The sequence below is a fragment of the Paraburkholderia aromaticivorans genome (assembly GCF_012689525.1).
Taxonomy (GTDB): Bacteria; Pseudomonadota; Gammaproteobacteria; order Burkholderiales; family Burkholderiaceae; genus Paraburkholderia; species Paraburkholderia aromaticivorans_A.
Window position 1 is genome coordinate 3,206,616 of the sequence record NZ_CP051516.1, and the last position, 13,803, is coordinate 3,220,418.

The following is a 13,803-nucleotide window of genomic DNA, read 5'->3' on the forward strand; positions in this document are numbered from 1 at the left end:
ATCAGGAGACGCCATGACCCCCAACCCTTCGGCCGATGTTGTGACGCGCGAATTGCGCGGCAAGGTGCTGCTCGTGACGATCGACCACGCGCCGGTCAACGCGCTATCCGCCGACGTGCGGCGCGGCCTGCTCGCCGCCGTCGAAGCCGCGGATGCCGACAAGGCCGTGGAAGCCGTGCTGATCGTCGGCGCGGGGCGCAATTTCATCGCCGGCGCGGACATTCGCGAGTTCGGCAAGCCGCCGGTGCCGCCCTCGCTGCCGGACGTGTGCAACCGCATCGAAGCATGCACGAAGCCGGTGGTCGCCGCGATTCACGGCGCGGCGCTCGGTGGCGGCCTGGAAGTGGCGCTCGCGGCGCATTACCGGATTGCCGTCGACGGCGCGAAGCTCGGCTTGCCCGAAGTGCAACTCGGCCTGTTGCCGGGCGCGGGCGGCACACAGCGCACGCCGCGTTTGATCGGCGCCCAGGCCGCGCTCGATCTGATCTTGAGCGGCCGTCACGCTAACGCGAAGGAAGCACTGGCGCTGGGTTTGATCGACCGCCTCGGCAGCAGCGACGACATCCTCGCCGAAGGGCTCGCCTACGTGCACGAGTTGCTGGCCGCCCACGTCCCGGTGCGCCGCACGCGTGACGCGACGGCGCTCGGCGACCGCGCCGCGAGTCTCGCCGCCGTGGCCTCGGCGCGTGCGGAAACCGCGAAGAGATCGCGCGGCCTGTTCTCGCCGCTGAAAATCGTCGACGCCGTCGAGGCCGCCATCGAACAGCCTTTCGACGACGGTCTGCGGCTCGAACGCAAGCTGTTCCTCGAATGCATCGACAGCCCGCAACGCGCCGGCCTGATTCACGCGTTCTTTGCCGAGCGCGAAGTGCTCAAGGCGCCGGAAACGCGCGATGCCAAACCACGCGCGTTGAACACGATCGGCGTGGTGGGCGGCGGCACGATGGGCGCGGGCATCGCCGTCGCGGTGCTCGACGCGGGCTTGCCGGTGACGATGATCGAACGCGACGACGCGTCGCTCTCGCGTGGCCGCGCGCACATCGAAAAAGTCTACGACGGCCTGATCGCCAAAGGCCGCCTGAGCGCGGAGAAGAAAGCGGCGCTCATGGCGCGCTGGAACGGCAGCACGTCGTACGATGCGCTCGCCGACGCCGACCTCGTGATCGAAGCCGTATTCGAAGACCTCGCCGTCAAACAGGCCGTGTTCGCCGAACTCGATCGCGTCTGCAAGGCGGGCGCGGTGCTCGCGACCAACACCTCGTATCTCGACATCGACGCGATCGCGTCGAGCATTTCGCGTCCCGCCGACGTGATCGGCCTGCACTTCTTCTCGCCCGCCAACATCATGAAGCTGCTGGAAGTGGTCGTGCCGAAACAGGTCAGCGCCGACGTGGTCGCCACCGCGTTCGAGCTGGCGAAAAAGTTGCGCAAGACGCCGGTGCGCGCGGGCGTGTGCGACGGCTTTATCGGCAACCGTGTGCTGGCCGTGTATCGCAGCGCCGCCGACGCCATGATGGAAGATGGCGCCTCGCCCTATCAGATCGACGCCGCCGTGCGCGCGTTCGGCTTTCCGATGGGACCGTTCCAGGTGGTGGATCTGGCGGGCGGCGACATCGGCTGGGCGGCACGCAAGCGGCGCGCGGCCACCCGCAATCCCGCGGCGCGTTATGTGCAGATCGCCGACCGCCTGTGCGAGCGCGGCTGGTTCGGCCAGAAGACCGGGCGCGGCTTCTATCTGTACCCCGAAGGATCGCGCAGCGGCACGCCCGACCCGGAAGTCGAGGCGATCATCGACGCCGAGCGTGCACGCGCCGGCATCACGCCGCGCAGCTTCACCGACGAAGAGATCATCCGCCGCTACATGGCCGCGATGATCAACGAAGGCGCCAACGTCGTGCACGAGCGCATCGCGTTGCGGCCGTTGGACGTCGACGTGACCTTCCTGTACGGCTACGGCTTTCCGCGTTATCGCGGCGGTCCAATGAAATATGCGGACATGGTCGGCCTGCCGCAAATCCTCGCCGACATCCGCGAGTTCGCCAAGGAAGATCCGCTCTTCTGGAAGGCCTCGCCGCTGCTGGTCGAACTGGTGGAACGCGGCGCCGATTTCGCGAGCCTGAACCAGAGCATCTGAAACGGCGCATCATCATCGACGTGCACCATGATGACCGGCCGCGCCCCACGCGCGCCGGTCGCTCAACCCTATCCGGAACACCCGCCATGGATCTGAACTTCACTCCCGAGGAAGAAGCCTTCCGCGCCGACGTGCAGGCCTTTCTGCGCGACAAGCTCCCGCAGCGTCTCGCCGACAAGGTGCACGGCGGCCGCCGTCTCACGCGCGACGACATGGCCGAGTGGCACGCCATTCTCAACGCGCGAGGCTGGCTCGCCAATCACTGGCCGAAAGAGTACGGCGGCCCGGGTTGGAACGCGGTGCAGAAATTCATCTTCGAAAACGAATGTGCGCTGGCCGGCGCGCCGCGCGTGGTGCCGTTCGGCGTCAACATGCTCGGCCCGGTGCTGATCAAATACGGCAGTGAAGCGCAAAAACGCCATTGGCTGCCGCGTATTCTCGACGGTTCGGACTGGTGGTGCCAAGGCTATTCGGAACCGGGCGCCGGCTCCGATCTCGCGTCGGTCAAGACCACCGCCGTGCGCGGCATGGACGCGCAAGGCCAGCACTACATCGTCAATGGACAGAAGACGTGGACCACGCTCGGCCACTACGCGAACATGATTTTCTGCCTCGTGCGTAGCGCGACCGACGTGCGCAAACAGGAAGGCATCAGCTTCCTGCTGATCGACATGAAGACGCCGGGCGTCGAAGTGCGCCCGATCATCACGCTCGACGGCGAGCACGAAGTCAACGAAGTGTTTTTCACCGACGTGCGCGTGCCGGTCGAGAACCTGGTCGGCGAAGAGAACAAGGGTTGGACCTACGCCAAGTATCTGCTCACGTATGAGCGCACCAACATTGCGGGCGTCGGCTTCTCGGTGGCCGCGTTCAATCGCCTGCGCAAGATCGCCGCAAAACAGCGGCGCAATGGCCGGCCGCTCGCGGATGACCCGGCGTTCGCGGCGCGCATGGCGCGCGTCGAGATCGATCTGGAGAACATGAAGACCACCAACCTGCGCGTGATCGCGGCGGTGGCGGGCGGCGGCGTGCCCGGCGCCGAAAGTTCGATGCTGAAGATTCGCGGCACCGAGATCCGTCAGGAGATCTCGTCGCTTACGCGGCGCGCGATGGGTCCGTACGCGCAGCCGTTCGTCGAGGAAGCCTTGCATGATGGCTTCGTAGGCACGCCGGTCGGCCCCGACGAAGCCGCGAGCGCCGCCTCGCTGTATTTCAATAATCGCAAGCTGTCGATCTTCGGCGGCTCGAACGAAATCCAGAAGAACATCATTTCCAAAATGATCCTGGGACTGTAAGGGGCGCACGTCATGAATTTCCAGCACACCGAAGACCGCCGCATGCTGGCGGATACGCTCAACCGTTTTGTCAGCGAGCAATACGGCTTCGCGACGCGCGACCGGATCGCGCAGTCTGACGAAGGCTACAGCAGCGAATTGTGGAGCCGCTTTGCCGAGCTCGGCATTATCGGCGCGCTGTTCGATGAAGCGGACGGCGGATTCGGCGGCGGCGGTTTCGATATCGCCGTGGTGTTCGAGAGCCTCGGTCGCGGTCTCGTGGTCGAGCCGTTTCTCGATACGCTGATCGTCGGACGCGCCATTGCGCAGAGCGGCAACGACGCGCAAAAAGCCGCGCTCGGTGAATTGATCGACGGCTCGCGGATCGTTGCGCTCGCGCATGGCGAACCGGACAGCCACTATGAACTGTCCCGCGTGTCGACGCGCGCGCAGCGCAGCGGTGCCAAGTGGCAACTGAGCGGCGCGAAAGCGGTGGTGCAGCACGGCGAACACGCTGCGCTCTTTCTGGTCTCGGCGCGCACGAGCGGTGACGACGATAGCGAAGCGGGCGTGACGCTCTTTCTCGTGCCGCGCGATACGCCAGGCGTTAGCGTGCGCGGCTATCGCAAGATCGACGGCGGCCGCGCTGCTGAAGTGACGTTCGAGAACGTCACGCTCAGCGACGACGCATTGCTCGGCACGACGGACGCGGGCTTCGTGACGCTCGAATACGCGATCGGCTGTGGCGTGCTCGCGCTGTGTTCCGAAGCCGTCGGCGCGATGGATGTCGCCAAGGACTACACCCTCGAGTATCTGCGCACGCGCAAGCAGTTCGGCGTGCCGATCGGCAGCTTCCAGGCATTGCAGCATCGCATGGCCGATCTGCTGCTGGAGATCGAGCAGGCCCGCTCGGCAGTGATCAATGCAGCGGCGGCGCTCGGCGCCGAGCGCAAGGTCCGGGAGCGCGCGGTGTCGGCGGCCAAGTACAGCATCGGGCGGATCGGCGCGCTAGTCGCGGAAGAATGCATTCAGTTGCATGGCGGGATCGGCATGACGTGGGAGCTGCCGCTCGCGCACTATGCGAAGCGCCTCGTGATGATCGATCATCAACTCGGCGACGAGGACCATCATCTCGAACGGTTCATCGCGCTGGGCCGCGAATAAGCGCACTGCACTCTACGTTGCAATCCGCAAGATACCTTGACATGACTTTCCATGGAAACCACAATGATTTCCATGGAAGCCAATCAATAGCCGAGGTACAGGTCGTGCGCAATCAGAAGAAATTGGTGCAATCCTCGCCTGCCCTCGAAAGACATCTGGGTTATTGGCTGAGGCTCGTATCCAATCATGTCTCAGGCAACTTCGCTCGTGCTTTGCAGGAACGAAGTGTCTCCGTAGCCGAATGGGTCGCGCTCAATCAGATTCAAAGGTGGACTGACCTGACGCCGGCCCAACTCGCCGACGCGATGGGCATGACGCGTGGCGCGATCTCGAAGGTGCTGGACAAGCTGCAAGAGAAAAAATGGATCTCGCGCGCGACGAGCGAGGAGGACAACCGCGTGCAATTCCTTTCGCTGACTCCGCAGGGAAAACGCGCGCTGCCCGATCTCGCGTCGATTGCCGATGAAAACGACGACCACTTCTTTAACGCGCTGGATGCCGGCGAGCAGAGCACGCTTCGAAGCCTGTTGAGCAAGCTTGCGGATGTGCATCGGATCAGCAACGTGCCGGTCGATTGAGACTCGCCAGCTCCGCACGGTTGTTGCGAACCTGCGTGAGCGTGCGGTCAGCGTCGGCGACGAACGCGCCAAATAAGAATTGTTCGCGTTTATGACCAGATCGGCATTTTCCCGCCAACCTGGCCGACGTCGCCTGACGCCCGATGATGGGGCGCTTCACGCTCAGGCCAGGTTGCCGGCGTTCAGTTCGCCGTCTGTCAGCCATTCGCTAAAGCGAACTCACTCCGGCGATTCCATTCCCGATTGCAGATAATTCTGGATGCCGACCTTGTCGATCAATTCCAGATTCGTCTCGAGCCAGTCGATATGGTCCTCGGTGTCGTCGAGAATATGGGTCAGTATCTCCCGCGAGATGAAGTCGCGAACCGATTCGCAATAGACGATGGCTTCCTTGCAGGTGGCCTGCGACATCTGTTCCAGCTTCAGATCGCACTCCATGATCTCTTTGGTTTCTTCGCCGATCAGCAGCTTGTGGAGGTCTTGCAGATTCGGCAAGCCGTTCAGCAGGAAGATGCGTTCGATCAGCAGATCGGCGTGCTTCATCTCGCCGATGGATTCGTCATATTCATGCTTGCCGAGTTTGTCGAGCCCCCAGTGCTTGTACATGCGCGCGTGCAGGAAATACTGATTGATCGCGGAGAGTTCGTTCTTCAGTTGCGAGTTCAGGTATTCCAGGACCTTTGGGTCGCCTTGCATATCACCTCCCTGTTTCGTGTGCGAAGACCCCGGTGCCGGCGAAGGATGATGGATCGGGCCGGCTCTTCGGTGGCATTGCACCAACACGGAACCGGCCTCACGTCTTATATTTTTTGGCCGTTATCCCAGCATAGCGCATCGAATCGGCAAGGCAAAAAATGAGAATCGTTACCAATGCATGACGGTAAGCTTACGTCAGTGTGGACGACGCGCCGCAAGCGTGACACCGCAAGCGGCATGCCACATTATTCGACTTTGGCATTCGCCCGCAGGCCGGCAATCATGCCGTCGATCATCTGCGATTGCGCTTGCTGAAGCAGCATCGGCTTCATGTCCTCGAATGAGGGGACCTTCAATGGCCGCGTATCGTCGAGTTCGACAACGTAGTATCCATAGCCGGACTTAACCGGAGTCTGGGTGTACTGCCGTTTCTTCAAACCGGCCAAGGCGTCCGCAACCGGCTTCACGAATTTGCTGGGCGCGGACCAGCCCACGCTGCCGCCGTTGTATTTGGAGTTGGGATCGATCGACTCCTTCGCCAGGCTTGCAAACGAAGCGCCTTTGTTGAGCCTCGCAATGATCGAAGCCGCTTCGTCCTCCGTTTTCACCAGAATGACGCTCGCGCTGTATTCCGTGTCGCCGCCTTTGACTCGCATGGCGTCGTAAAGGGACTTCAACGCGCTGTCGCCGATCGGATGAGTCTTGATGAAGTCCTGCACATAGGCACGAATGATGACGACCTGTCTGGCCGCGTCAGCCTGAGCGATGATTTTTTGCCGCGCCTCCTCCGCTTGCGCGGCGACGTCCGGTTTCCTGTCGAAGCCGGCTTGCTGCGCCTTCTGGAACATCAACTCACGCCGGATCACCTCTTCCCTGACGTGACTTCTCAATTCTTGCGTGTCAGCCGCGCCTTCCGACTGGGCCCGGGCGATGTAGACATCGGCGTCGGCTTGCGAAACGGCCGCGCCGTTCACCGTCACAAATGGCCTATCAGATGCCATCGACGTGGCGACTGCAACCGATCCCAGCAACACTGCTGTCGCGACTCTGAAAATGTTGTGCATGATCTGTCCCATGAAAAGGGCGTGATACGCCGGTCCGACAAACTGGACCGGAGGCGATGCGAAAACAGTGCGCGAAGACAACCGCAAGTCTTTGACCGACGCGATGAATAAAAACCTCATCGCGTCCGGCCAATGCAACTCATGCGGGACGTGCCGACGCTTCACGCAACCTGAAGCACGGGTAGAGAGGCCCGGCCTACTGACTAATGGCGCCCGCCGCAGCAAGCTTTCTGGACGAGTTACCCAGATACACCGGGTAAGAACCGCTCGCGTTGACCCACTGCTGCGTGTCCTTATTCCAGGTGCCGAGGGGATGGCTGGCCGAGTTCGGATCGATCGCGATCTTCACCACCTGCGAAGCACCGGCAGCGAGCGAGATTTTCTGGAACCCGACAAGGCGCTTCGGCGGCTCGCCCGTGCTGGCCGGCATGCCGACATAGGCTTGCGCCACTTCGGCGCCGGCCAGCTTCCCGGTATTGGTCACCGTGGCCGACACCACATAGGTGCCGTTGGCGCCCGGCGAGACACTCGGGTTGGTGATCGTGAAGGTCGTGTACGACAATCCGTATCCGAACTCGAATGCGGGCGTCTTGTTGTTGGCGTCATACCAGCGGTAGCCCATGTTCAGACCTTCGGAGTACGTGACCGTCGGGTTGCCGTCGATCATGACGCCGGGGTACTGTACCTGGGTTATCGAATCCATGAAGCCCTGACCCACGCGAGGGAAAGTCACCGGCAGCTTGCCTGAAGGATTGGCCACGCCGAACAGCAGATCCGCCACGATATGACCGTCCTCCTCACCCGGATACCAGGCTTCGAGAATCGCAGCCGGCGCGGATGCACCGCCCGCGAGCAGCGACGCATCCAGCGCCTGCGCCGCGTTGTCCTTGAGCACCAGCACCGTCTTGCTGTTGGCGGCCACGAGTGCCTGAATCATCGCGAGCGTGTTGCTGGTCTTCGCGGTGACGGTCGTCGTGATCGCGCTCGGCTTCGGCCCGTACCAGTCCAGCGTGTTCAGATATTTGCCGGTATCCAGCGTCATGCCGGTAGCGTCCGTGAAGGTTGCCTGGTCCGCGCCTTCCTCGGACATCGAACCTGCCATCACAATCACGGCATCGGCGCTCGTAGCAGCAGTTTTCGCTGCCGCGAAAGTGGTCGCCGCGCCGTCGATTGTGGCCGTGGTATTGGTGTCGTCAACGAGGATCAGATGCACTTTCGCGCTGGTATTGCCCAGACTGGTCAGCACATCCCGCAAGCCCTGAACCGGTGCCACCGTATACAACGGTTCCACATCGGAACTGCCACCGGCCACTGTGGAGCCGAACACCTGCCCGTTAGCGACCGATTGCTGCGCATACACCTGTGATGCCTTGCCGACTACGACGACGTTCTGAACGGTTTTGCTCATCGGCAGCACGCCATTGTTCTGCAACAAAACGGCCGACTGCTCGCCCATGTCTTTGGCGATCGAACCGTCCGCGCTTGCATTGATCGCTGTCTGCACGATCGCCCGGTCGAAGACACCTGCCTGGAACATTTGCGTGTAACGGCGCGTCAACGCAGTGTCGATATCGGACGTCTGAATCTGGCCCGACGCAAGCGCCGCGTTCAGGTTGGCCGGCGTCCACCAGGTCACCGCTCCTGGGGCGCTCAGTCCCGGCATTTCGTTGTCCAGACCGGCAAGCATCGTATTCGCCGTGCTGTGCGCGGCAAAGAAGTCGGATTGAACATAACCCTTGAAACCCCATTGACCGCGCAATACGTCGGTCATGAGATGCTTGTTTTCGCACATCGAGAACCCGTTGACCGAGTTGTACGAACACATCAGCGCTCCAACCTGGCCATTTTTTACCGCCATTTCGAACGGCAGCAGATAAAGCTCATGCAAAGTCCTGTCGTCGATGCTCTCTTGCACGCTTAAACGATTTGTCTCCTGCTCGTTGGCGACGAAATGCTTGGCCATCGCAATCATGCCGTGAGCTTGAACGGCCTGAATCTCGGCAGACCCCATCGTGCCCGTGAGAAACGGGTCTTCACCCATATATTCGAAATTCCGCCCGCCGACAGGAAGGCGCGCCTGATTCATCCCCGGCGCTTCAAACACCTGTAGCGCGAGGTTGCTCCCTTCCGTGCCGATCAGATTGCCGAACTGCGTGGCAACAGCGGGATCGAAAGAGGCGGCCGTTGCAAGCGCGGACGGCACCGCGGTTGCCTTCGCTGAACTGGGATCGCCGAGTGCGGAAAACGTGCTGCTGACCGAAGTCGACACGCAATCGTTCTGACCGACGCCGACCGGTCCGTTGGTGATGCGCAAGGTCGGGATCTGATATTTGGGCAACCCTGAAATATGGCGGGAGCCGAGGCAATTGGGCAGTTCCGGCACGATGCCGGGCGAGCCGACCAACTGCTCCTCCTTATCCGCGAGTGTCATTGCGGCAACCAGCAATGTCGCGCGTTGGGCCGGAGGGAGTGTGGTGTTCATCCACGCGTTTCCTGCCGCGCTGCCGGCACCGGCGGTGCTGGCACTGTCCACTCCTCCGCCACCGCACGCGCCGACCAGTAGCGCTGCGCTGACCGCCGCCGACGTCCTTCTCTTAACGAACACTTGATACATGGTCCCTCCTCCATTAAATATAGTAATCCTATTGATATAGGTGACTCTTGCGACACACCTTGATAACCAATCGAGTTCGATACGCAACGCTCCGCCGTGCCGACTCGCACGCGCGGGCCGTGTGCTTTAGGACTGAAGCACCGGCTGCGCGGTCGGCGTCGTTTCCGTGGAGGACAACACTGTCCAAAGGACGATTGCACCCAGCACATCGAAAAGCGCGAGACAAACGAACAGCGGGTTGTAACCAATCGTCGTTGCCACGGCACCGATGATCAGCGAAAAGCTGATACTTCCGAGCCACGCGGCCGTGCCGGTCAAGCCGCTCGCCGTTGCAACCTCGTTCTTGCCGAATACATCCGACGCCAACGTGATCAACGCACCCGAGAGCGCCTGGTGCGCAAACCCGCCGACACAGAATAGATAGACTGCCGTATGCGCATCCGTCGCCAGACCGATGCATGCGGGCCCGAACATCAGGATCGCGCCCGTGGTCACGACCAGCTTGCGCGATGAAATCAGCGACACGTTGAACCACTTCATGAACAGCGGGGACAGGTAGCCGCCGACGATGCTGCCCAGATCCGCCGCCAGAAATGGCAGCCATGCAAACATCGCGATTTCCTTCAGGCTCATATGCCTGACGGTGGACAGGTAGAGCGGAATCCAGAAGTTGAATGTCGCCCATGCCGGATCGGCGAGAAAGCGAGGAATCGCTATGCCCCAGAATTTTCTGGAACTCAGAATATGCTTCCAGGAAGCCTTCTCGATGTCTGTGTTGGACTGGCCATCGACAATGTACTGGCGTTCCGAGGGCTCGAGACGGACGTGGTCCCGCGGCGTCCGGTAGGCAAACAGCCAGATCGCCACCCAAACGAAGCCAAGGCCGCCGGTCACGACGAACGCCATTTGCCAGCTTGAATGAAGGATGCACCAGACCACGAGAGGAGGCGCGATCATGGCGCCGATCGCGGTGCCCGCGTTAAACCAGCCAGTCGCAATGGAACGCTCCTTGTCCGGAAACCATTCGGATACGACCTTCAGACCGGCAGGAATAACCGAGGCTTCGGTCAGCCCCAGCAAGCCACGGAAGAACGCCAGCGACAGCCAACCTGAAGCGAAGCCGTGCAGCGCATTGGCCAGTGACCATGCCAATGCAAAAATGGCAAAACCGATCTTTGTGCCGAGCATGTCGAGAACATAGCCGGCGATAGGTTGCATGACGGTATAAGCAGCCTGAAACGCAGCCACAACGTATGAATACTGCTGCGTGGAAATGCCCAGTTGCTTGCTCAAAGTGGGCATCGCGACCGACAGCGAACTTCGGGACAGATAGTTCAAGGCAACGCCTATCATCACGAGCCCGATGATCCACCAGCGCAGGCCTTTCATATAACGTTTGCTCACCGACTGTCTCCTGTATCGTTTCAATTCCGCTTTGCCGGACGCTCACTGGTGTGTGCTGACCAAGCAACGACCGACAGAATTGCTTTGCCTCGCGAACGGCGCATGTCGGATCACCGTGCCCCGCCGTGTTTGTCCGCGCGTCAGTCCGCGCCGCGCACATTCGCGCATTCCGCGGTTGATCGTATTCACATGTAAGCCCAACAGATCCGCGAGCATTCTTTGCGGCGGCAGCGTGTCGCCCGTCCTCAATGCCCCACCGTGAACGGCCTGCTCTATCGCGTCGGCAATTGCCAGATATTGCGGACCTCGGTGCGCTTTCAGATCGGGGACCCAGATTTTCATCGATTTTCCTCTATCGACCGATGTGATCGGTCATCTGATGAGTTGAAGTGTACTTGACGAAGATGTGTCCAACCGCAATGTAAACCCTAATATTTGGGAAAAATCCGGGGAATATTGGCTTCTGTCTGGGTGCCGCTTTTGAGGTGAAGCGCTGTGGCTGGCGCTGTCAGGCGCGACTGGCTTCGCCACGAGACTACTTATCCAACCAAGCCGGCGAACTCATGTTGTCGGACAACCTATGACAAGTTTAAGCACCACAAGCAAGCGAGCTTGGGAAGTTGACCAAACCGCAGAGGTGGCACCGCCGAGTCCAGCCTCCAAACCCGCGCCTCCGTCCGGCAACGCCACGCAACCGAAAAGGCGGTACGACACTAGATAGAGTGCTTGGCTCCCTTCGTTAAACGACTAGTATGGTTGGGTGAGCGCCCTCCTCGGACCTCGGGGAATAAGCATGGATCGCGACTCATCTGTCGCACAGACCCGGCACAGGATTCCGCCCTGATGCCCGCTCACGACGCCAATTAAGTGCGCTGCGTAGTGACATGAATGCGCCCGCTTCTTCACGCTGCGTAAGAACCTGCTTGCACGTTGCAACGCAAAAGCGTTCGCCGTCGACAAGGCGCCGGACCGTCTCTTGTGTTCGCGCGATCGATGAAACGATGCCTGTCCGGCGCGAAGGAGCGACAAAATGAACGCGAGTCTTCAGGCGGTGCGATCGGGTTCCCCGGACACGGTAGTGATAGCGCGCACGAAAGAACTCGAGGACGACGGCATCAAGGCGGCGAACATCGACGGAATCGATTTGATCGTTCTCCGCCACGGCAACGCCATTTCGATTTTTCAGGGCCGCTGCCCGCATCAAGGCACTCTCCTATCCGAAGGAACGGTAAAAGATGGCGTGCTCACCTGCCGGGCGCACGGTTGGCAGTTCAACTGCTCGTCAGGCTGCAGGCAAGGACCGAGTAGTTCGAATCTGAAGCGCTTCGACGCAATCGTCGAGAACGGCGAAGTTAAAGTCGATCGCAACGAAGTGCGCGCATGGAATGCGCAGCGCTCTGGCCCGGCGGGGACAACGCCGTCGCGCGAGTCTCCCGTGCGGTCGCTTGCCCAGCTTCCTGGCCCAAAGCGCGTTCCGTTTCTCGGCAATACATTGCAGCTACGGCCCGAGAAACTGCACCTCGTGCTCGAGCGGTGGTCCCGGGAGTTCGGCCCTGTGTACACGTTCAGATTGATCGGCCGCCCATTCGTTGCGATCGCCGACCCGATTCTCATCAGTCAAGTCTTGCGCGATCGCCCTGGAGCTTATCGCCGCTGGAACGTGATCGAAACCGTTGCGCGCGAGTTGGGCATCAACGGCGTCTTCTCCATGGAAGGCGAGGCCTGGCGACGGCAACGGCAACTCGTCGCAAAGGCACTGGACCCCCTGCATCTGCGTGCCTTCTTCCCGTTGCTCTGCGAGATGACGCGTCGATTGCTGCAACGCTGGGAGAGAGCGACTCGCGATCAGCAATCCATCGATATCCAGAAGGACCTGATGCGATACACGGTGGACGTCACCACCAATCTCGCATTCGGATATGACATGGACACCATCGAAAGCGAGGGCGACGTGATCCAGCGGCATCTCGAAGTCGTGTTCCCGATGATCAACCGGCGCATCAATGCACCCTTCCCCTATTGGCATTACGTCAAGCTACCCGCCGACAAGACGCTGGATCGCGCCTTGATTGCAGTTCAGGCGCTCACGAAGGACCTCATCGCCGCGAACCGCGCGCGACTCGCACAGCGCTCGGAAGCGGACGCGATGCCCACGAATCTGCTCGAGGCGTTGCTCATGGCACAACAGGAAGGAGAAGCGCCGCTGACAGACGACGAAGTGCTGGCCAATGTGTTCACCATCCTGTTGGCCGGACAGGACACGACGGCGAACACCATCGCCTGGGTGGTGTACTTCATGGCGTCTCTACCAGATGTCCAGCGAAAAATGCAGGAAGAAGTCGATGCCGTTATCGGATCTGCAGCCATGCTTGAAGATTTTGACGCGGGCGACGCGCTCCTCTATCTGAACGCGGTAATCAGCGAGTCCATGCGGCTCAAATCCGTTACGCCCGTTCTCGCAGTCGAGCCGAATTACGACGTGCAAGTGGGCGACGTTGCGATCCCGAAGGGCGCGGTGCTGTCGCTGTTGACGCGCGAGGCAGGACTGCAGCAAGGCGGCGACTCGGCGGCCGGTGTGTTCGATCCGGACCGCTGGCTCACTGGCGAGAGCGCCGCCAGTCATCATCGAGCGGGGTTCATGCCGTTCGGTTCGGGACCGCGCCTGTGTCCGGGGCGCAGCCTCGCTTTGATGGAAGTGAGATCGGCAGTCGCCATGCTGTGCCGCAACTTCGATCTGTTGCTGGTCAAAGATGCGCCCGAGGTGGAGGAAGTGTTCGCGTTCTCGATGGTGCCGCGAAACCTGCGCATCGAATTGCGTCGACGCGGCTAGTCGATCTGTCAACGTAAGTCGAGCCCTTTCCGCGCACGCCGATCC

General features: G+C 61.1%; 10 protein-coding genes. 5 read left to right on the forward strand and 5 right to left on the reverse strand.

The genetic code is table 11. From position 1 onward, the window contains the following. The first annotated feature begins 13 nt into the window (after positions 1–13). From HF916_RS42580 to HF916_RS42595, 4 genes are all read left to right on the forward strand, one after another. Positions 14–2,134: a 3-hydroxyacyl-CoA dehydrogenase NAD-binding domain-containing protein gene (locus HF916_RS42580; protein ID WP_168794659.1), complete on the forward strand. Its 2,121-nt coding sequence runs from the start codon at positions 14–16 to the stop codon at positions 2,132–2,134. Positions 2,135–2,220: 86 nt separating this feature from the next. Further along, on the forward strand, positions 2,221–3,429 hold the full coding sequence (locus HF916_RS42585) for an acyl-CoA dehydrogenase family protein (RefSeq protein WP_168794660.1): 1,209 nt from the start codon (positions 2,221–2,223) through the stop codon (positions 3,427–3,429). Between the two features lie 12 nt (positions 3,430–3,441). Then, positions 3,442–4,572, forward strand: coding sequence for an acyl-CoA dehydrogenase family protein (locus HF916_RS42590; RefSeq protein WP_168794661.1), 1,131 nt, complete (start codon positions 3,442–3,444; stop codon positions 4,570–4,572). 125 nt (positions 4,573–4,697) lie between these two features. Continuing rightward, positions 4,698–5,150 (forward strand): MarR family winged helix-turn-helix transcriptional regulator, encoded by a 453-nt coding sequence (locus HF916_RS42595; protein ID WP_240975718.1) that lies wholly within the window; start codon positions 4,698–4,700, stop codon positions 5,148–5,150. Between the two features lie 219 nt (positions 5,151–5,369). Here the strand turns inward: HF916_RS42595 and bfr are convergent, their stop codons facing one another. From bfr to HF916_RS42620, 5 genes are all read right to left on the reverse strand, one after another. After that, positions 5,370–5,846, reverse strand: coding sequence for a bacterioferritin (gene bfr, locus HF916_RS42600; RefSeq protein WP_168794663.1), 477 nt, complete (start codon positions 5,844–5,846; stop codon positions 5,370–5,372). Positions 5,847–6,091: 245 nt separating this feature from the next. After that, a complete protein-coding gene (locus HF916_RS42605; RefSeq protein WP_168794664.1) occupies positions 6,092–6,910 on the reverse strand; it encodes a peptidylprolyl isomerase in 819 nt (272 codons plus the stop codon). 196 nt (positions 6,911–7,106) lie between these two features. Next, positions 7,107–9,392: a beta-glucosidase family protein gene (locus tag HF916_RS42610; RefSeq protein WP_240975719.1), complete on the reverse strand. Its 2,286-nt coding sequence runs from the start codon at positions 9,390–9,392 to the stop codon at positions 7,107–7,109. Positions 9,393–9,650: 258 nt separating this feature from the next. Further along, positions 9,651–10,913 carry an MFS transporter gene (locus tag HF916_RS42615; RefSeq protein WP_168795839.1) on the reverse strand — a complete coding sequence of 421 codons (1,263 nt, stop codon included), beginning with the start codon at positions 10,911–10,913 and terminating at the stop codon, positions 9,651–9,653. A gap of 57 nt (positions 10,914–10,970) precedes the next feature. Beyond that, positions 10,971–11,270: a GntR family transcriptional regulator gene (locus tag HF916_RS42620; protein WP_168794666.1), complete on the reverse strand. Its 300-nt coding sequence runs from the start codon at positions 11,268–11,270 to the stop codon at positions 10,971–10,973. A 688-nt stretch (positions 11,271–11,958) separates the two neighbouring features. On the opposite strand from HF916_RS42620, the gene HF916_RS42625 reads away from it, so the two are divergent. Continuing rightward, on the forward strand, positions 11,959–13,758 hold the full coding sequence (locus HF916_RS42625) for a cytochrome P450 (RefSeq protein WP_168794667.1): 1,800 nt from the start codon (positions 11,959–11,961) through the stop codon (positions 13,756–13,758). Positions 13,759–13,803 lie beyond the last annotated feature (45 nt).